This is a genomic window from Streptomyces sp. NPDC001514, assembly GCF_053597075.1.
In genome coordinates this window covers 224,591-244,474 of record NZ_JBSFHO010000005.1, presented here as the reverse complement: position 1 = coordinate 244,474, position 19,884 = coordinate 224,591, and the positions used below count along the sequence as shown (strand labels likewise).

Genomic DNA, 19,884 nt, shown 5'->3' with positions numbered 1-19,884 from the left:
GCCGTCACAGGTCCGTAAGGACTACCCGCGGGTCAGCCGCACCGTCACGATCTGGAACGGACGCAGCGTCAGCGCAACGCTGTCGCGCTCCACAACGAGCGGCGGCCCGTCCGGCAGGGGGCGCTCCAGCAGATCGGTCAGCACTGCTCCGACCGTGTGGAATCCCGTGCGCAGAGTCGTCGTCGCCCGGCCGCCCAGCGACTCGTAGAGTCGTACGACCACGTCGCCGGAACCGTCGTCCGCGAGCTTCACCGCCTCGACGAGCACCGCCGAAGACCCGTCCGTCGACACCACGGGCGGCACCTCCGCACCCGCGGGCCCGACCCGCAGCGGCAGATTCAGCGCGTACCCCTCCGCCACCGCGTCCTCGATCGTCGCGCCCGGCAGCAGGGAGTAGGTGAAGCGGTGCAGCCCCTGGTCGGCCTCCGGGTCGGGCACCCGGGGCGCGCGCACCAGGCTGAGCCGCACCGTCGTGGTCGTGCCGCCGTCCTCCTCGCGCGTGGTGCGCGAGACGTCGTGGCCGTACGTCGAGTCGTTGATCACCGCGACGCCGTAACCGGGCTCGCCGACATGCACCCAGCGGTGGCCGTACACCTCGAACCGGGCCGCCTCCCAGCTGGTGTTGGTGTGCGTCGGCCGGTGGACGTGGCCGAACTGGATCTCGGCGGCGGACCGGTCGGCGTGCACATCGAGCGGGAAGCCGGCCTTGAGGATCTTCTCCGCCTCGTGCCAGTCGATCTCGGTGTCGATGTCGATACGACGGCTGCCGGCCCGGACGGTGACGGTCTGCACGATCCGCGACCGGTCGCCCTTGCCGAAGCTCCGCTCCACGCGCAGCGCGCCCAGCAGATGTCCGTCCTCGGCGATCCTGATCGTGGCGCCCTCCAGCAGGTCGGTCCAGCGGTGGCGGTAGTGCTTGTCGATGTCCCAGGCGTCCCAGTAGTTGGGCAGGTCGCTGTGCAGCCGCAGCAGATTGCCCTTGCCGCCGGGCGCGAGGACCTCACGGCCGTGGACCAGGTCGCGTACGGACGTGAACGTGCCGTCGTCCGCCATCTCGACCCGTACGAGACCGTTGTCGAGGGCCCGGTTGGTGACCGTGACCGGCCGCTGCACCGGGACGCGGGGCGTGACGCGCGCACAGCCGGAGGCCGGCACCTCCACGAACACGGCGGCCGAGCCGTCCGACAGCCGCGGCAGCCCCGGGTCGAGGATGCCGGCCAGCGTCGCCGGGACGCGCACGACCTCCGCCCGGTCCCGCGGCCCCGCGTTGTACACCCACGGCTCGACCGGCCCCGCCCCGCCCACCGCCTCCAGTGCCTGCGCGGTCAGCGCCTCCAGCTCCGTCGCGACGCGCGCGTACTCCGCCTCCGCCTCCCGGTGCACCCACGCGATCGACGAGCCCGGCAGGATGTCGTGGAACTGGTGCAGCAGCACCGTCTTCCACAGCTCGTCCAGCTCCTGGTACGGATACGCGTACCCGGGAACGTGCAGCGCCGCGGCCGTCGCCCACAACTCGGTCTCCCGCAGGCGGTGTTCACTGCGGCGATTGCCCTGCTTGGTGCGGGCCTGCGAGGTGTACGTCGCGCGGTGCAGCTCCAGATAGAGCTCGCCCGACCACACGGGCGCGTCCGGGTACTCCGCGCGGGCCGCCGCGAAGAAGGCGTTCGGATGCTCGATCACGACCTTCGCCGAGCCCTCCAGGTCGGCCAGCCGCCGTGCCCGCTCGAGCATCTCCCGCGTCGGCCCGCCGCCGCCGTCACCGTGCCCGAAGGGCGCCAGCGAGCGCGTACCGCCGCCCTTGTCCTGGTAGTTGCGCACCGCGTGCGCCATCTCCCGCCCGGAGAAGACCACGTTGTACGTGTCCACCGGCGGGAAGTGCGTGAAGACCCGCGAGCCGTCGATGCCCTCCCACCAGAAGGTGTGGTGGGGCAGCTTGTTGGTCTGGTTCCAGGACAGCTTCTGGGTCAGGAACCACTTCATCCCGGCGAGCTTCGCGAGCTGCGGGTAGGCGGCCGTGTATCCGAAGGAGTCCGGCAGCCACACCCCCTCCGTCTCGATCCCGAACGCGTCGAGGAAGAAACGCTTGCCGTGGACGAGCTGGCGGGCGAGCGCCTCACCGCCGGGCAGATTGCCGTCGGCCTCCACCCACATGCCGCCGACCGGCGCCCACTGTCCGCTCTGCACGGCCTCCTGGATACGGGCCCACACCTGCGGGTGGGTGTCGCGCACCCATGCGTACTGCTGCGCCTGCGAGCAGGCGAAGACGAACTCCGGGTACTCCTTCGCCAGCGCCGTGACGTTGGCGAACGTCCGGGCCGTCTTGCGTTTGGTCTCACGGATGGGCCACAGCCAGGCGGTGTCGATGTGCGCGTGCCCGACCGCCGAGACGGTGTGCGCGCTGGCGTGCGCGGGCCGCGCCAGGGCGTCCGCCAGGACGTCGCGCGCGGCTTTCGCGGTCCCCGGGATGTCGTCCAGGTCCAGCGCGTTCACCGCCCGCTCCAGCGTGTGCATGATCTCGTGGCGGCGCGGTTCGCCCTCGTCCAGCTCCAGCATCAGCTCGCGCAGCACCTGAAGGTCCAGCGACAACTGCCAGACCTCCTCGTCGAGTACGGCGAGATCGGCGCGCGCGAACGTGTAGAGCGGCTTGCTGCCTGCCGTGCGCTTGTCGCCCATGGGCGTCGGGCGGCGGAAGTGGTCGGCGAGGATGTCCGGGTTGGAGGCGGCCTCGACGAGGAACGCCACCTGTTCGCCTCCGGCGGCGGGGAAGGCGACGGGGACGTACTGGTTCTGCGGATTGACCGCCTTTACCGGGGTGCCGTCCGGCAGATGGACCAGCGCCTCGGCCTGGTTGCCCGGCCAGCTGCTGACGAATCCGAGATCGAACCAGGCCTCCACCCTGCGTCCCGCCCAGTCGGCCGGCACCTCACCGCGTACGCGGAACCAGGTCGTGCCCCACGGCGGCCCCCACGGCGTGCCCATCGCGAACGGCTCGTACTCCGCTGCCCGCGCCTCGGCGAAGGGCACCGGCTCGTCCGGCACCTGCCAGGCCTCCACGGTCAGCGGCACGGCGGCGGAGTGGATCAGCGGCCGGACCCGCTGCTCCAGAACGCGTTCGACCCGCTGCTCGATCCTTCGGCGTTCGTCGTGCATGTGACAGACACCTACTTCCGGTTGAGATAGGCGAGGCCGGGATGCTCGCTCGTGTAGCTGTCGAGCAGACGGCGGGCGACCGTGACGGAGTCGACCAGGGGGTGCAGCGCGAGGGCCTTGACCGCGGTGGCGCGCGAGCCGCTGTCCGCCGCGGCGAGGACTTCGCGCTCGACGGCCTTGACCGAGCTGACGAGTCCGGTCGCGTGGTACGGCAGCGGGTCGACCGCACAGGGGTGGGCGCCGTTGGCGTCGACGAGGCACGGCACCTCGATCACGGCGTCCTCGTCCAGCACCGAAAGGGTCGTACGGTTGCGGACGTTGAGGATGAGGGTGGCGCGCTCGTCCCTGGCGATGGCGCGCATGAGTGCGAGCGCGACCTTCTCGTAGCCGCCGGACTCGAGGTCGTCCGCCGCGCGCTCGCCCGCACCGGACGCCTCGCGGCCCAGCGCCATGTACGTCGCCTCGCGCTCGGCCCGGGTCGCGTCCCAGGACGTGAGCGAAGGGCCGGCGTAGAAGGCGGCCTGCTGGTCGCGCAGGAACGCACCGCGGGTCCGGGCCGCGGCCCTGTACGCCTGAACGGTCTCGCGGTTGAAGTAGTAGTAGTGCAGGTACTCGTTGGGGATCGCGCCGAGCGTGCGCAGCCACTCGGCGCCGAAGAGCCTGCCCTCCTCGAACGAACCGAGGGCGTCCGGATCGGCGAGCAGGCGCGGCAGCTCGTCGCGCCCGGCGACCCGGAGCCCGCGCAGCCAGCCGAGGTGGTTGAGGCCGACATAGTCGATCCACGCCTCGGCGGGGTCGGCACCCAGGGCGCGGGCGACGCGGCGGCCGAGCCCGACGGGGGAGTCGCAGATGCCGATGACCCGGTCGCCGAGCACCCGGGACATGGCCTCGGTGACCAGCCCCGCCGGATTGGTGAAGTTGATGACCCAGGCGTCGGGCGCGAGCGCAGCGATCCGGCGGGCGATGTCCATGGCCACGGGCACGGTCCGCAGCCCGTACGCGATGCCGCCCGCGCCGACCGTCTCCTGGCCCAGCACGCCCTCGGCGAGGGCGATGCGCTCGTCCGCCGCCCGGCCGTCGAGGCCGCCCACCCGGATCGCGGAGAAGACGAAGTCTGCGCCGCGCACGGCGTCGTCGAGGTCGGTGGTGACGGTGACGGCGGGTGCGTCCCGGATTCCCGCGGCCTGCTCGGCGAGCACCCCTGCGATGGCGCCGAGCCGGGCGGGGTCGAGGTCGTGGAGGGTGACGTGGGTGACCCGGCCCTCGGCATGGTCGCCGAGGAGCGCGGCGTACACGAGCGGCACCCGGAAGCCGCCGCCGCCGAGAATCGTCAGCCTCATGACGCGACCGTCCTCATGCCTACGCCTCCGATACCTGGTGCCATGCCGAGTGTGCCGTGCCGTGTGTGCCGTGTGTGCCGTGCGTGCCGTGTGTGCCGTGCGTGCCGTGCCGTGGTGTGGTGTGTCACCACGCTGTCACTTCTGGGACGTACCCGCGAGAACCAGGAGCTCCCCGACAGCGCCAGGTTGAGCAGGTTCTTCAGCTCCTGCCGTTGGATCCTGTGGGTTTCTGTAAGATCCTGTCGCCATTCGCAGGACGACTGCCTGCCGACCGGCCGAAGGGGACGCCTCGATGACCTTCACCACCCCCGTACGACCCTGGGATTCTCCCGAGCTGACCAGCTGGCGGCGCTTGCCGATGAACGCCGTCGACCGCCGGGCCGGGAGCATCCTTCTCGACGGCACCTGGCGCTTCCAGCTGCTGCCGACGCCCGGCGCGGCCCTCGCCGAGGCCTGGGACGAGGCTCCCGTACCCGGCTGCTGGACGATGCACGACCCGCGCGATCTGTCGCACTACACCAACGTCCGGATGCCGTTCCCGCACCGCCCGCCGCACGTCCCCGACGCCAACCCCACGGGCGTGTACGAGCGCGAGTTCGAGGTCCCCGCCTACTGGGCCGGGCGCAGGACGGTCGTGCACGTCGGCGCCGCCGAGAGCGTCCTCGTCGCCGAGATCGACGGCACGGCGGTCGGTGTCGGCAAGGACTCCCACCTGGCGAGCGAGTTCGACATCACCGACGCCGTCCGGCCCGGGGAGCGGCACACCCTGCGACTCACCGTCGTGAAGTGGTCCGACGCCTCGCATATCGAGGATCAGGACCAGTGGTGGCACGGCGGTATCACCCGCTCCGTACGGCTCCACTCGACCGACGCCCTGTACCTCGACGACGTGGCCGTCCGCGCCGGCCAGGACGGGGAACTGCGGGTCGACTGCCGCGTCCGCGGGCCGCTGACGGACGGCTGCTCCTCCTTCTAGGGCACCGCCCTGCACTCCGTCACCGTCGACTTCTTCCGCATCGTGGCCGTGTGCGGGCATCTCGCCCAGCTCGGCCATCGCCGCGTCGTCCATCCCTCAGATCCCGAGCACGGCGGGCGACGAGGACATCGAACCCAGCCGGACCGTGGACGGACGCGGAACGCCTGTGCGCGGCGGCTAGGATCTCCCTCTCACGGGGGGAGACGGTATGAGCAAGCCGGTCTTGGTGAGCCGCCGCAGATGGCTCCTGCTGAGCGGGCTGGTGGCGGTGGGCGGCGGCATCGGCATCTACGCGGCCGCCGACGAGGGCGTCCCGGCCCGTGAACGCGTCCGGACTGACGTCGAGCCACTGCGGAGCAGGTTCCGCCACATCGGTCATCTGACCGACCCGCACTGGCTCGTGGACAATCCGAACGACTCCGGGCGCGACATCCCGGACCAGGACCCGCAGATCCGGGTGGTCGGATTCGCCCGGCTGCCTGCGGGCACGGCCGGCAAGATCACCGGTGTGCCCGCGTACGGCTTCGCCGCGCGTGACCCGCGCGAGGTGCCGGAGCCGCTGGCGGAGTTCCGGCCCGCCGAAGCCCGGTGGATGTCCAGTGCCCGCTATGACCAGCGCATCACCAAGGCGCTCTACTCGGGTCGGTTCCACCTGGACCCGGTGACGGACAGCCTCTACTTCGACACCTTCAACCCCGCGACCGTGTAGCTGGGAGCCGGGAGCCGGGAGCCGGAGCCGTGTAGCCGGGAGCCGGCCCGGGCAGATCAGCCCAGATCGAACACGTTCCGCAGCCCCAGCCGGTAGCGCGTGCGGTCGTGGCGCTTGAGGTGATCGAGCTCCGGTGCGCGGAACAGGGGCTTGATCGTGCAACGCTCTGTCGGTGAGCCGATGCGATCGAGGAGGGCGTTGACCGCGGCGCGAGCCGATGCGTTGGCGCCCTCCATCGTCGCCAGGTCGATGTCGACGGCGACGTAGTCACCGGAGAGGAAGAGGTTCGGGATCTTCGTCGCGGCGGACGGGCGGTTGTGGAAGGTGCCCACCGGGTGGATGAGCAACTCGTCGTCGTTCGTGGGATGCGGGGTGCCCAGTCCGTCCACGCCCGGATCCAGGAACCAGGAGTGCAGGGCGCTGTCCTTCAGGACCGTACGGCCCGTGTCGTTGAGCGCCGCCTTCAGCTGGGCCCACACCTCGCGGGCCACCTGCTCGCGTGTGCACTGCTTGGCCGTCTTCCCGTAGAGGATCCCCGGCCTGTCCCACTCGGAGATGTCCACGGACACGCAGTCGACCGCCACCCCGTCGCCGTAGTCCTGCGGGAACACGCGGTGCGGCCAGTGCTCCGCCTGCTGAATGGCGGTCAGGGACCAGGGGGAGTCGATGCAGTTGAGATGACCGTGCAGCAGCGGTGCCTTCTCCGTCAGATAGAACTGGATACCCGTCATCCAGTCGGTCTCGAGCCTGTCGCAGCGGGCAAGCTGCGGATCAGCTGCCCGCAGCGCCGCTCCCCAGGTGCGCCGGGCGTGCTCGACCGGTAGCGCCGAGACGTAGTGGTCGGCGGTGACCGTGCGGCGGGCCCCGTCGGGATCCTCCATGACCGCCCCGGTGATCCGGCCAGAGCCGTACGCCAGCTCGCGCAGTGTCCAGCCGACCTTGAACTCCACGCCCAGCGAGCGCAGATGCCCGACCCAGGGATCGATCCAGGCCTCATTGGTCGGGGCGTTGAGAATCCGGTCCAGCGGACCGTCCGCGCCCCGCCCCAGGGCGTTGAAGACGAACGCCTCCAGCAGTGTGGCGACCGTACGCGTACTGGCCTCCTCGGCCTTGGTCGCCACGATGTTGCGGGTCAGCCCGATCGCGAGGATGCGCTGGTAGTCGTACGACATCTCCTCGGCGCGGATGAAGTCCCACCAGGGCGTGCGCTCCCAGGCTCCGTCGCGCCGCTCGTCGCAGCTGGTGAGGAAGACCATTCCGCGGTTCACGAAGTACGCCGTCTCGTGCAGCGGGATGCCCAGAGCCGTGTCGAAGAACGCGGTGAGGGCCCGGCGGATCTCGTCGAGGGTGAGTTCGGCCGGGCGGTGGCCGGGCCAGGGGAGCGGAATGCGCAGATCCTCGCGCCCGGTGCGGGCGAAGGACATCTCGGGCGGCGCGACGAGGTTGTCCCAGACGCCGTTGGCGTTGCCCGGGAAGGGGATGCGCCGCATCGTGTCCGGCAGGTTGTGGTAGATGCCCGGGATGAAACGGAAGCCGTGCTCGGCGGGCAGGGGGCGGCGCCCGCCCTTCCCCGTGCCCGGTACGTCCATGCTGCGGGCCTTGCCACCCAGCGCTCTGCGCTCGTACACCGTCACGCGTAAGCCACGCTCGGCGAGTTCATGAGCCGCGGTGAGTCCTGCGACGCCGCCGCCCAGGACGGCGACCGAGGGCGGGGATGAGGCGGGTGCCGCGGCCGCCGTCCCGCTTCCGGTGGTGAGCGCCGCGGCGGATCCGGCCACCGCGGCTCCCGCGATGAAGGTGCGCCGTGTGGTTCCCGACCGATCCGACCGATCCATGCCCAGCCCCCTACTCAACGGTAACTGTCAGGTCCGGCGCAGGAGCATACGGTCGGCCCCGGTGACCCGGAAGCCGTGTGCGGGCCCATTCACCCAGCGCGACACACCCCGCGACACAATGGGGCCATGCCCCGACGTACCGCCCGCCCCCAGCAGCCCACCGTCACCGCCGAGTCGCCCTGCCCCTGCGGGCTGCCCGCCTCGTACGGCTCCTGCTGCGCCCGGTTCCACACCGGACAGGCCGCGGCCCCGACCGCCGAGCTGCTGATGCGGTCCCGCTACAGCGCTTTCGTCGTCCGCGACGAGGCGTATCTGCTGCGCACCTGGCACCCCGCCACCCGGCCGCCGTCCGTCGACTTCGACCCCGGCATGCGTTGGAGGGGCCTGGAGATCCTGGAGACCACCGACGGCAGCATGTTCCACACCACCGGCACCGTCACCTTCGTCGCCCGCTACACCCACGGGGGTGAGCCCGGCGCCCTGCACGAGCGCAGCCGCTTCGAACGCAACGAGGGCGCCTGGGTGTATGTGGACGGTACGTTCGAGGAGTGAGCGGGGGATCGCAACGGCGGCGCTGAGCCACGGCGGGCGGGGTCAGACGCTCGTCGTCGACCCCGGGCGCACGATCATGAGCACGGTGACCGTGGCCCACAGCAGGTTGAACATTCCGGTGTACATCGCGAGCCGCTTGGTGTCGGCGATCCCCGCCGGTCCTTCCAGGAGCGCGCTCTGCCGCGGCAGTACAAGCGCGGCGAGCACGGCGGCGGCGACGGCCGTGAGCACCATCGAGACGATCAGCCAGGTGTCGCCGAGGACGTGGAGGCTGTTGGCGGTCGCGATCCCGAAGACGGGGACGACGACGCCGACGACGGCGTACACCTTGCAGACACGATGGAGGTTCCGGAGCACGGCGCGGGCTCGCTCATCGTGCGGCTCGGCGAGGACATGGCGGGCGGCCGCCGGGAACATGCTGGCGGCCACGGTGACAGGACCGATGGCGATGATCGCGGCCAGGACGTGAACGATGAGGAGGATCTTGGTCACGAGGTGACGCTAGCGACGTACGGCAGGGCCGGGACAGTGGCGGTATTGCCAGGTTCCAACGGATTCTCGCCAGGACCCCCGCCAGAACCTCGCCACGGCCTCGCCAGGACTTGGCCAGGATCGAAACTGGCCTTACCAGGCTCTCGCCGGGCCGGCCGGCCGGGCCGGGCCGGTCCGCGCCGCGTCCAGCCGCTCCGCCACCGTTCACAGCCTTTGGCGCGATTCCGGCGACAGCGTACGTTGTGGCCATGCACACGGTGGCCGTACTCGCCCTCGACGGCGTCATCCCCTTTGATCTCTCCACCCCCATCGACACCTTGGGGCGTGCGCGGCTGCCCGACGGCAGGGCCGCCTACCGGGTCAGGGTCTGCTCGCCGGCCGACGAGATCGACGCCGGCGCCTTCACCCTGCGCGCGCCCTGGGGCCTCGACGCGCTCGACGACGCGGACACGATCATCCTGCCGGGCTGCGCCCACCCCACGGAGCCCGTGCCGTCCGAGGTGATCGATGCGCTGCGACGGGCGGCCGCGGGCGGTACCCGGATCGCCTCGATCTGCGTGGGCTCCTTCGTACTCGCCGCCACCGGGCTGCTCGACGGCCTTCGGGCCACCACTCACTGGCTGGGCGCGGAAGCCCTCGCGCGCATGTACCCGAAGATCGAGGTGGACCCGGACGTGCTTTACGTCGACAACGGCCAGTTCCTCACCTCGGCGGGGTCGGCCGCCGGACTCGACCTGTGCCTGCACATGATCCGCCGGGACTACGGTTCCGCGGTCGCCGCCGACGCGGCCCGCCTCTCGGTCATGCCGCTCGAACGCGAGGGCGGCCAGGCCCAGTTCATCGTCCACGAGCAGCCCCCGGCTCCGGCCGGCGCGACCCTGGAGCCGCTGCTGCGCTGGATGGAGGAGAACGCCCGTCGCGAGCTCACCCTCGCCGACATCGCCGACCACGCCGGAATGAGCCCCCGCACGCTCAACCGCCGCTTCCGCGAGCAGACCGGCACGAGCCCGCTCCAGTGGCTCCACCGCGCGCGCATCCGCCAGGCCCAGCACCTCCTGGAAACGACCGCTCACGCGGTCGACCGCATCGCCACGCAGGTCGGCTTCGGGTCTCCGACGTCCTTCCGTGACCGCTTCAAACGCCAGGTGGGCACCAGCCCCCACGCCTACCGCCGCGCCTTCCGCGGCGCCGAGGGAGGCTAGGGGAAGCCCGATTCAACGCGGCGAACGACGGTCAGTACCCCCTGCCGTGCCGCAGCACAAGACCGGGGTTGTACGCAGCCAGGACCTTGTTCGCCCTGGCCAGCGCAGCGAGCGCGTGTTCACGGTCGGCCTGGTCCTCGGAACAGAACGGGGCGCGGAAGAGGCGGGCCTCACGGGCTGCGCATTCGGCGTCGAGCTCCGCCTGGAGGATGCCGAGCGGCATGCAGGACCCGATCAGGGCCGCAACCCGATCGGGGATCGGGACGGGGACGAGATTCGACGCGGTCACGTGTGGTCCTTCGCTGCTGCTTGCTCCGGGGTCGCCGGGCGTGAGTGTTGTTGTCCTCTATACGTACCGGATGGGCTTCACGGTTCGCCTGCCGGGATGTCTCTGTGCTGCAACCGTTCGGAAATGCCCGTTGATTTCTCCTTACGCCGGAGTAAGTTGCCTCCGCAGTAAGCCCCAAGTCCGCGAACGGGAGCGACCATGGGCGTGCGCAAGGACCTGAAGAGGGCCAAACACCGCTCCGACCTGGCGCAACGCGCCGCGGTCGAGCTGATCAGGGACCAGGAGGGGGCCGTACGCGAGGTGCGGGCCGCCCCACTCGTCAGGTCCCCGGTCTCCGGGTCCACCGCCGACATACCCTACGTCAACGCCGACGAGGCGCCCGGCGCCGTCGTCCTCAGGCGCAAGGAGGCGGGCAGCTGGCGGCCCGTCACGGCGGCCGCCTTCGCCCAGGAGGTCACCGCTGTCGCGAAAGGCCTGATCGCGTCAGGCCTGGAGCCCGGCGGACGGGTCGCGCTGATGTCCCGCACCCGCTACGAATGGACCGTTCTCGACTTCGCCGTCTGGGCCGCGGGCGGCCAGTCCGTGCCCGTGTACGCCACCTCGTCCGCCGAGCAGATCGCCTGGATCCTGCGCGACTCCGGCGCCCGCTTCATCGTCGTGGAGAACGACGACAACGCGGCGACCGTCGCCGAAGCCTCCCAGCAGCTCCCCGAACCGCCCCGCGAGTGGCGTATCGACAGCGGCGCGCTGCGCGACCTCACCGCGCTCGGCCGCGACGTACCCGACGACGAGGTCGCCAAGCGGCGCGCCGCGCTCACCTCCGACACCATCGCCACCCTCTGCTACACCTCGGGCACCACCGGGCGGCCCAAGGGCTGCGTACTCACCCACGGCAATCTGCACGCCGAGGCGGCCAACACCGTCGAGCTGCTCCACCCCGTCTTCAAGGAGGTCACCGGCCAGACCGCGGCCACCCTCCTCTTCCTTCCGCTCGCGCACATCCTCGGGCGCACCCTCCAGATCGCCTGCCTCCTCGCGCGCATCGAGCTCGGCCACTGCCCGAGCATCAAGCCCGACGAACTCCGCCCCGAACTCCAGCGGTTCAGGCCGACCTTCGTCGTCGGAGTGCCGTATCTCTTCGAGAAGATCCACGACACCGGCCGCGCCACCGCCGAGAAGATCGGCCGCGGCTCGTCCTTCGACCGGGCCGACCGGATCGGCGTACGGTTCGGCGAGGCGTACCTCGACAAGTTTCTCGGCCGCGGCAAGGGACCGGGGCTCGGCCTGTATCTCGGCTGGGCGCTGTACGACCTGCTCGTCTTCCGGCGCGTCCGCAAGGAGCTCGGCGGCAGGCTGCGGTACGCCATCAGCGGCGGCTCCCCGCTCGACCGCCGCCTGAGCCTCTTCTTCTACGCCGCCGGGATCATCATCTTCGAGGGGTACGGCCTCACCGAGACCACCGCGGCCGCCACCATCACCCCACCGCTCAGCCCCCGCCCCGGCACCGTCGGCCTGCCCGTCCCCGGCACCGCCGTACGGATCGCCGACGACGGCGAGGTGCTGATCAAGGGTGGCATCGTCTTCGGCTCGTACTGGAACAACCCCGCTGCCACCGGTGACGTGCTCCACGACGACTGGTTCGCCACCGGCGACCTGGGCTCCCTGGACGAGGACGGCTATCTGACGATCACCGGGCGGAAGAAGGACATCCTCGTCACCTCCGGCGGCAAGAACGTCTCGCCCGCAGTGCTCGAGGACCGGCTGCGCAGCCGCCCGCCCGTCGGGCAGTGCATCGTCGTCGGGGACAACCGCCCCTTCGTCGCCGCGCTCGTCACCCTCGACCCGGACGCCGTCCGGCACTGGCTCGCCGTCCGCAAGCGACCCGCGGACACGCCGCTCGACGAGCTGTGCGGCGACCCGGAGATGACCGCCGACGTACGCAAGGCCGTCGACTACGCCAACAAGGCCGTCTCACGGGCGGAGTCGATCCGTGAATTCCGCATCGTCGCGGGAGAGTTCACCGAGGAGAACGGGCTGCTGACCCCGTCACTGAAGATCAAACGGCATGCGGTGGTGGCCGCGTACGCCGCGGAGATCGAGGCACTTTACCGCTGAGCCCGCGGGTGGCCCCGCTGAGGCACGCGTCCGCCGGGAGTCAGCTCGCCTTCAGGTCGATCGTCGATACGGAATACGGGTCATCGGCCTTCAATGCGGCGATTTTCCCCTCAATGAGCGTGACGTACACGTGCCGGCTGTCCCGGCTGACGGCCACACTTGCGGGCGTCCCACCCAGGGGAATCGGCGTCCCGACAGTCGCGTTCGTCGCCGTGTCCACGATGGACAGTGTTCCGGCGTAAGCATTGGAGACATAGATGCGACGGCCGTCGGGGCTGATCCCCATGCCGAGGTGGAGGTCGGAATCCAGCGAGATGGGCGCTCCGGCCTCCTTGCCGGTGGCCGCGTCGATGACATGGACGCGACTGCTCTGGCTGTTCTTCTGGCGTACGACGAGATAGAGACGGCGGCCGTCCGGACTGATCAGCATCTCCTGGGCGTCGATGCCGAGCGTCACCGGGTTGCCGATGGCCTTGCCTGTTGAGGTGTCGATCGTGGAGAAGGCACGCGTCTTGCCCGTGACGAGGTAGAGGCGGCGGCCGTCCGGGGCGATCGCGGCGACGGCCACGTCGGCACCGAACGGGATCCGGCCCCCCGTGACCTTGTTCGTCGAGGTGTCGATCAGCGAGAGATCATCCGACGCGCTGTTGAACACCACGAGCCGACGGCCGTCGGAGGTGACGGTCAAGCCGGTGGGATGGGCCCCGACGGCGATCGGGACGCCGACCGTCGCCTTCTCCTGCGTGCTGATGACCGACACGCTGTTCGTGCGCTCGCTGAGGGCATACACGTAGCTGCCGTCCCGGCCCACCGCGATCTCACCGATGCCCTCGCCGGCGGGGATCGGTTCGCCGATGTGCTTCTTCGTCGCCGTATCGATGACCACGACGTGGGCCGGTGCCGCATCGAGGAGAGAACGAGGGGCGTTCGACCACTCCTGGGTCGTGTTGACGTAGAGGCGGCGGCCGTCAGGGCTGACCGCGGCGAAGAACGCGTTCACCTTGAGGACGGGGGTGCGGATGCGCTGGTCGACGACCACCACCCCCGCGGCGGCCAGCAAGGGCGCCAGAGCCAGCCAGGCGACCAGAACGGTGCGGCGCGGGCGCGGTGGACGGGTCGTCGACCCCCACTGGGCCAGGACGGCCGCAGCGGTGACGAGCAGCAGCAACGCGCCCGCGTGGACCAGGGTGTCGCTGACGGGCCGTTCGAACTCCCGAAGCCATACGTAGGTGGCCAGGGCGAGGGCGCAGCTGCCACAGGCCCATCCGGCCAGCAGGGCGTGGCCGAAGCGGCGCGGGCGGAGCAACGCGGCCCACACCGGGACGCTCGCCGTGAGCACGGTTGCCGCCATATAAGCCCAGGCCAGATAGCCGTCCTCCGGCCTGTTGTAGTCCCAGCGCCGTTGTGCGGCCTCCTGCAGCGGTCCGGACAGCGCCCAGGCGGCGATTGCCGCCCCCGCGGCTCCGGCCAGGGCCGCGGCCCAAGTGAGCAGGTTGGCGGGCAGGCGGGGTTCACAGCGGACCGCCTTCGCCCTGATCAGGACGGAGACCGCGACCAAGGCCCCGATCACCAGGACCGCGAGCCCCGAGAATTCGAGCCAGTAGGCCAGGCGCTGACTCTCGGAGGCCGTGGTCACGTACCCGGGGAAGTCGGCGAGCCACCAGACGGACGCCACGGCGGCGCCGATCAGGACGCCGGGACCGATCAGCTCGCGCGTACGGCGATGCAGCGTGCACACTCCGGCGGTGAGCGCGACCAGCGCCATGATCCAGACGTCCAGGACGTCCACGGGCCGCCAGCCGTTGAACGCGACCAGGAAACTGCCGCCCGACCCCATGAGCGCCGCCGCAAGGATCGCCAACAGCCCGGGCAGACGTGCGAGTTCAAGACGGAACACTCCGCGCCGCGCCCGTGCCCGGCGGAACACCTCGCCACGCCGCGCCCTGGAGCTCTCGCGCCGCCGCGTCCGACGGCCCGGGTCCCGTGCAGGCCGCGGAGCCGGAGAAGGGGGTTCGGACACCGTAGGGGGAGGCGTGGGCGTGGGTCTCGGCTCGGACGGTGGAGGGGGCGCGGGCGCAGGAACGGGTTCGGGGACCGTAGGGGGAGGTGCGGGCGCAGGAACGGCCTCGGGGACCGTAGGGGGAGGCGCAGGATCAGGAACGGGCTCGACCGGTGGAGGAGGCGCCGGCTGCTCCGGCGCCTGGCCCAGATCGTCGTACAGCCGTGCAGCGGCGGCCGAGACCAGTCTGCTGTCGTCCTCTGTCAGACGCCCGACTTCCCCGGCGACCCGCGTCCGTACCATCTCGTTGCCCACCCGGTGCAGATGGGCGAGGCCGTCCAGGGCGGCCAGCCGGTCCTTGGCCAACGGACTCTCGATCGCGTGTCGCACATGGGCCGGCAGCGACCAGTTGACGTTCCGGGCGATGACGATCCGGCCCTCGACGTTGTCCTGCTTCTTCGGGCGCTGGCGCGGGGTCTCGTCGACGACCCGGTCGTACACGTAGCTGTACAGCTCGTCGATGGTGATGTCTCCGTCGCCGTCGAGATCGGCGCTGCCGTCCCGCAGGCCGGCCACCAGATGGCGGGTGAACACCGACTGGGGGGCCTCCCCGTGCGGCTGGTTGCCCTCGAACGAGTACTGGGTGGAATCGGACGCCGTCAGCACCGTTCGGCCGCGGCCCCGGAACCGTTCCAGCGTGTGCACATCGGCATCGCCCTTGGCGAGGCCGCCGGCCGGGAACGCACCGCTGTAGCAGCAGTCGAGGATCAGCACCTTCTGTCGGGAGACGCAGCCGGACATGGCCTGGTCGATCTGTTCGGCGGGCAGGGACGTGAACAGCAGGCTGTCACGGCGGGTGTTGGCCGTCGCCAGGTAGAGCCGGCCGTCGTCGTCCTTCAGGCCGTGGCCGGTGAAGTACAGCAGGGTGAGGTCGTCGTGCCGCCGGTCGCGGTAGAGGCCGCCGATGGCCTCGCCGACCCGGTGGTGCGGTTCGTTGATCAGCGTGGTGACGTCGAAGCCCGCGATGCCCGGGTCCTGGAGCACCGCGGCCAGCGCTTCCGCGTCGTGCGCGGGTGCCGTCAGCCGCCGGAGTCCCGCGTCCTGGTAGTCGTATGTGGCGATCAGCAGCGCCAGGCGGCGGCCCATGACTACTGGCCCGAGTGCCGACGTACGTACGCGTCGATCAGCTGCTGCCGTTCCGCGTCGGAGGCGTGCTCCAGCTCGATCGTGTCGCCGTCGACGGTGAGCGACACACGGTGCCGTGCGGACTGCCGGGTCAGCCAGTCGCGCAGCGTCTCGACGAGCGCGGTGAACACCCCGCCGGACGCGCTCAGCGCGACAATGATCGCCCCCAGCGTGACCGGATCGGTGCCCTTCGCACCCTCAGGAGCCGCACCCGCAGGTACGGGACGAACCGACTCGACGTCCAGTTCGGCGATCTCTGCTCGTAACCGGCGCAGCGGTCGCTCGGCCGCCTCCGGATCCAGCTCAGGGTCGGGCGTGATGTCGAGCAGCACCTCGATGACGGCAGGTGCGTGGTCGCTGTCACGGCCACCGTGATTCGAGCCCTGGACCCGCATCCGTCCCCCCAGACGTTTCCTTTGCGATGACGTGTCCCACAGTGTGGCGGCTCGCGGTCACTGAGTGCAGGCGTTTGTGCACAGTCGTGTGGCCGCCGGCAGCTTCCGGCCCGCGCCGCGACCGCTCAGCCGCCCGGCCCCGACAGCACCTCGGAGAGGTCGTACCGCACAGGCTCCTCCAACTGGGCGTAGGTACAGCTCTCGGGGGTGCGGTCGGGGCGCCACCGCCGGAACTGGGCCGTGTGCCGGAAGCGGTCGCCCTCCATGTGGTCGTACGCGACCTCCACGACCCGCTCCGGGCGCAGCGCCACCCACGACAGGTCCTTCTTGCCCGACCAGCGGCTCGGGGCCCCGGGCAGCCGGGCCGACTCGTGGGCCGCCTCCTCGGCCCAGCGCGCCCACGGGTGCTCCGTCACATCCTCCAGACGCAGCGGCTCCAGCTCCGCCACCAGCTCCTCGCGGCGCTTCATCGAGAACGCGGCACAGACGCCGACATGCTGCAGGGCGCCACCGGCGTCGTACAGACCGAGCAGCAGCGAGCCGACGACAGGGCCGCTCTTGTGGAAGCGGTAGCCGGCGACGACGACGTCCGCCGTCCGCTCGTGCTTGATCTTGTACATCAGCCGGGCGTCCGGGCGGTACGGAAGGTCGAGCGGCTTGGCGATCACCCCGTCGAGGCCCGCTCCCTCGTACTGCTCGAACCAGTGCTCGGCGACCGCCGTGTCCGTGGTCGCGGGCGCCAGATGCACCGGGTCGCGGGCGTCCCCGAGCGCATCGGTGAGCATGGCGCGCCGCTCGGCCAGCGGGGTGTCCAGCAGCGCCTCGTCCCGGAGCGCGAGCAGATCGAAGGCGACGAAACTCGCCGGCGTCTTCTCGGCGAGCATCCGCACCCGGGAGTCGGCGGGGTGGATGCGCTCCGTGAGCCGGTCGAAGTCCAGCCGTCCCTCGTACGCGATCACGATCTCGCCGTCCACGACGCACCGCTCCGGCAGATTGGCGCGGAGCGCGACGACCAGCTCGGGGAAGTAGCGTGTGAGCGGCTTGCCCGTGCGGCTGCCGATCACCACCTCGTCGCCGTCCCGGTGGACGATCGCACGGAAGCCGTCCCACTTGGCCTCGTACTGCATCCCGGGCGGGATCTTCGCCACGGACTTGGCGAGCATCGGCTTGACGGGCGGCATCACCGGCAGATCCATAGGGCGATTCTCCGGTATGCGGGGGCTTCCGGCACGGCCTACGCTGACGGGCATGGCCAAAGCCGTGGAGCTGGAGGTGGGGGAGCGGACCGTGCGTGTCTCCAACCCCGACAAGGTGTACTTCCCCGAGCGCGGCTACACCAAGATGGACATGGTCCAGTACTACCTCGCCGTGGGCCCCGGTATCACCCGCGCCCTGCGCGACCGCCCCACCACCCTGGAGCGCTACCCCGAAGGAGTGACCGGCGAGTCCTTCTTCCAGAAGCGCGCCCCGAAATACCTTCCCGACTGGATCCCGACCGCCCACATCACCTTCCCCAGCGGCCGCTCCGCGGACGAGATGTGCCCGACCGAGCCCGCCGCCGTGCTGTGGGCCGCCAACCTCGGAGCGGTCACCTTCCACCCCTGGCCCGTGCGCCGCGACGACACCGACCACCCCGACGAGCTGCGCATCGACCTCGACCCCCAGCCCGGCACGGACTACACCGACGCAGTGCGCGCCGCCCATCAACTGCGCGCGGTCCTGGACGAGCACGGATTGCAGGGCTGGCCCAAGACGTCCGGCGGGCGCGGCATCCATGTCTTCGTGCCGATCGAACCGCGCTGGACCTTCACCCAGGTCCGGCGCGCCGCGATCGCCTGCGGCCGGGAGCTCGAGCGGCGCATGCCGGACCGGGTGACCATCAAGTGGTGGAAGGAGGAGCGCGGCGAGCGGATCTTCGTCGACTACAACCAGACCGCCCGCGACCGCACCATCGCCTCCGCCTACTCGGTCCGCCCCCGTCCCCACGCCCCGGTCTCGGCCCCGCTGCGCTGGGACGAGATCGACGACGCCGTGCCGGAGGACTTCGACATCACGACGATGCCGGCACGGTACGCAGAGGTGGGCGACGTCCACGCCGACATGGACGACCACCGCTTCAGCCTGGAGAGGCTGCTCGAACTCGCCCGCCGGGACGAGGCCGAGCACGGCCTCGGCGATCTGCCCTACCCGCCGGAGTACCCGAAGATGCCGGGGGAGCCGAAGCGGGTGCAGCCGAGCAGGGCCAAGCGCGAGGACTGACCCCGTCCACGGGTGGGGTTCACCGTTGTCGGTGGTAAACCGGACAGGCACTGCGGGTGGTGCGGCCCGCGCACCACCCGCAGCGCAAACGCTGGAGCCTGTCCCGACTGCTTCGGCTTCCCCACTACCCCTGGTAGTTCTTGTTGGGGATGTACTTCCCCAGGGAACCGTCCGGCTTCACCTCCCAGACTCCCTTGATGTACTCCGGACGGATCCCACCCGGGAAGGCGATCTCGTCCTCGTGGGAGTAGGGGCTGTTTTCGAAGGTTTGGTTGATGTCGATCCCACCGGGCGCATCGATGTCGTAGACGTACTTGGCGCCCCACTTGGTGGCGAATTCCTCGTTGTACGTGGTGCCGACGAAGGCGGACGGCTCACTGTCGTTGACGTAGCTGTCCAGGTCCGTGTTGTACTCGTTCCGCGGCGCGAAGCCCTCCTCGAAGATGACGCTCGGCGGACGGTCGTCATTGCGGAAGAGAGGCTCACGTGTGTCACGCCATGTCAGGCTGCCCTGACCCTCGATGCTTTCCTGGATGCTCTCCACATCCACGTCGGGGTCAATCGCCACCTCCGGGTGAGGATTGGGCCTCGGACCAATGTTCTTGTCGTGGTCCTTGTCGCTGTCGTGGTCTTTGTCATGGTCTTCATCGGTGTCATGGTCTTTGTCATTGTCTTTGTCGTCCTGCCGCGTCGGATCTGAACAGGCGCCGGAGCCGAGAGCGGCTCGCGCGGCATCTTCGGCCTCTTGATAGGTGTCGTAGCCGGGGACCGCAGCACTGGCGGTGCCCATGACGGCGGCGGCAGCGGCGGCGAGACCGGACTGCATGGACTGCATGCCTGCTCCGGGAGCGCCGCCGGCCCCATCGCCGGGGCCGGCGGCCAGGGTGACCCGACCGCTGGAGCCGCGCACCGACATGGAGATGCCGGCGCCCATGCCACCGACGCCGGTGGTGTCGCAGTCCTTCTCGGGGTCCTCGGGCTGCTCGGGGTCCCTGGGCCCCGGGTCCTCAGGCTCCTCCTGGCCGCCGGAGCTGCTGCCACCGGTCGATCCTCCGGAGGAGCCACCGCTGCTGCCACCGGTCGATCCTCCGGAGGAGCCACCGCTGCTGCCACCGGTCAGGCCGCCGGAACTCGGGCCACCGATGACACCACCGATCAGACCACCGATCAGACCGCCATCAGTGCCGCCGGAGGAGCCACCGGAGCTGGATCCTCCCGAGCTGGAGCCACCGGAGTTGGAGCCGCCTGACGTCCCGCCGGAGGAACCACCGTTGTTGCCGCCCGATGAACCGCCGGAGGAGCCGCCGTTGTTGCCGCCGGTTGATCCGCCGGAGCTGGACCCTCCGGAGCTGGAGCCACCGGAGTCGGAGCCTCCTGATGTGCCTC

14 protein-coding genes and 1 pseudogene are annotated in these 19,884 nt (G+C 70.6%); 6 read left to right on the top strand and 9 right to left on the bottom strand.

Annotated features, from left to right (window positions below; all coding sequences use genetic code 11):
* Window positions 1-21: 21 nt before the first annotated feature.
* Together ACWCXB_RS08795 and ACWCXB_RS08790 are read right to left on the bottom strand one after the other, a co-directional pair.
* Window positions 22-3,150, bottom strand: coding sequence for an alpha-mannosidase (locus ACWCXB_RS08795; RefSeq protein ID WP_450720488.1), 3,129 nt, complete (start codon window positions 3,148-3,150; stop codon window positions 22-24).
* An 11-nt stretch (window positions 3,151-3,161) separates the two neighbouring features.
* Window positions 3,162-4,490: a 6-phospho-beta-glucosidase gene (locus ACWCXB_RS08790; protein ID WP_450720486.1), complete on the bottom strand. Its 1,329-nt coding sequence runs from the start codon at window positions 4,488-4,490 to the stop codon at window positions 3,162-3,164.
* 292 nt (window positions 4,491-4,782) lie between these two features.
* On the opposite strand from ACWCXB_RS08790, the pseudogene ACWCXB_RS08785 reads away from it, so the two are divergent.
* Window positions 4,783-5,451, top strand: a pseudogene (locus ACWCXB_RS08785) (sugar-binding domain-containing protein); the annotation flags it as partial.
* Between the two features lie 223 nt (window positions 5,452-5,674).
* Entirely contained in the window at window positions 5,675-6,175 is a 501-nt protein-coding gene (locus ACWCXB_RS08780; protein WP_450720484.1) for a hypothetical protein, read from the top strand.
* Between the two features lie 56 nt (window positions 6,176-6,231).
* Here the strand turns inward: ACWCXB_RS08780 and ACWCXB_RS08775 are convergent, their stop codons facing one another.
* On the bottom strand, window positions 6,232-8,010 hold the full coding sequence (locus tag ACWCXB_RS08775) for a hydroxysqualene dehydroxylase (protein ID WP_450720482.1): 1,779 nt from the start codon (window positions 8,008-8,010) through the stop codon (window positions 6,232-6,234).
* Window positions 8,011-8,136: 126 nt separating this feature from the next.
* Between ACWCXB_RS08775 and ACWCXB_RS08770 the strand changes: the two genes are divergently transcribed.
* Entirely contained in the window at window positions 8,137-8,562 is a 426-nt protein-coding gene (locus ACWCXB_RS08770; RefSeq protein WP_450720480.1) for a YchJ family protein, read from the top strand.
* 42 nt (window positions 8,563-8,604) lie between these two features.
* Here ACWCXB_RS08770 and ACWCXB_RS08765 read toward each other — a convergent pair whose 3' ends face one another.
* Window positions 8,605-9,054: a hypothetical protein gene (locus ACWCXB_RS08765; protein WP_450720478.1), complete on the bottom strand. Its 450-nt coding sequence runs from the start codon at window positions 9,052-9,054 to the stop codon at window positions 8,605-8,607.
* A 248-nt stretch (window positions 9,055-9,302) separates the two neighbouring features.
* Between ACWCXB_RS08765 and ACWCXB_RS08760 the strand changes: the two genes are divergently transcribed.
* Window positions 9,303-10,256, top strand: a complete 954-nt coding sequence (locus ACWCXB_RS08760) for a GlxA family transcriptional regulator (protein WP_450720476.1) — start codon at window positions 9,303-9,305, stop codon at window positions 10,254-10,256.
* Window positions 10,257-10,287: 31 nt separating this feature from the next.
* Here the strand turns inward: ACWCXB_RS08760 and ACWCXB_RS08755 are convergent, their stop codons facing one another.
* The gene (locus tag ACWCXB_RS08755) at window positions 10,288-10,545 is read right to left on the bottom strand and encodes a hypothetical protein (RefSeq protein ID WP_450720474.1); all 258 of its coding nucleotides are present in this window, start codon (window positions 10,543-10,545) and stop codon (window positions 10,288-10,290) included.
* 198 nt (window positions 10,546-10,743) lie between these two features.
* On the opposite strand from ACWCXB_RS08755, the gene ACWCXB_RS08750 reads away from it, so the two are divergent.
* Window positions 10,744-12,660, top strand: a complete 1,917-nt coding sequence (locus ACWCXB_RS08750; RefSeq protein WP_450720472.1) for an AMP-dependent synthetase/ligase — start codon at window positions 10,744-10,746, stop codon at window positions 12,658-12,660.
* A gap of 40 nt (window positions 12,661-12,700) precedes the next feature.
* Here the strand turns inward: ACWCXB_RS08750 and ACWCXB_RS08745 are convergent, their stop codons facing one another.
* From ACWCXB_RS08745 to ACWCXB_RS08735, 3 genes are all read right to left on the bottom strand, one after another.
* A complete protein-coding gene (locus ACWCXB_RS08745) occupies window positions 12,701-15,805 on the bottom strand; it encodes a caspase, EACC1-associated type (RefSeq protein WP_450720470.1) in 3,105 nt (1,034 codons plus the stop codon).
* A 2-nt stretch (window positions 15,806-15,807) separates the two neighbouring features.
* Window positions 15,808-16,239, bottom strand: a complete 432-nt coding sequence (locus ACWCXB_RS08740) for an effector-associated constant component EACC1 (RefSeq protein ID WP_450720468.1) — start codon at window positions 16,237-16,239, stop codon at window positions 15,808-15,810.
* A 125-nt stretch (window positions 16,240-16,364) separates the two neighbouring features.
* On the bottom strand, window positions 16,365-17,435 hold the full coding sequence (locus ACWCXB_RS08735; protein ID WP_450720466.1) for an ATP-dependent DNA ligase: 1,071 nt from the start codon (window positions 17,433-17,435) through the stop codon (window positions 16,365-16,367).
* 52 nt (window positions 17,436-17,487) lie between these two features.
* Here ACWCXB_RS08735 and ligD point away from each other — a divergent pair, with 52 nt between their 5' ends.
* Window positions 17,488-18,498, top strand: coding sequence for a non-homologous end-joining DNA ligase (gene ligD, locus ACWCXB_RS08730; protein WP_450720464.1), 1,011 nt, complete (start codon window positions 17,488-17,490; stop codon window positions 18,496-18,498).
* 124 nt (window positions 18,499-18,622) lie between these two features.
* Here the strand turns inward: ligD and ACWCXB_RS08725 are convergent.
* Window positions 18,623-19,884: scabin-related ADP-ribosyltransferase (locus tag ACWCXB_RS08725; protein WP_450720462.1), on the bottom strand; the 1,262-nt coding region annotated here is incomplete at its 5' end.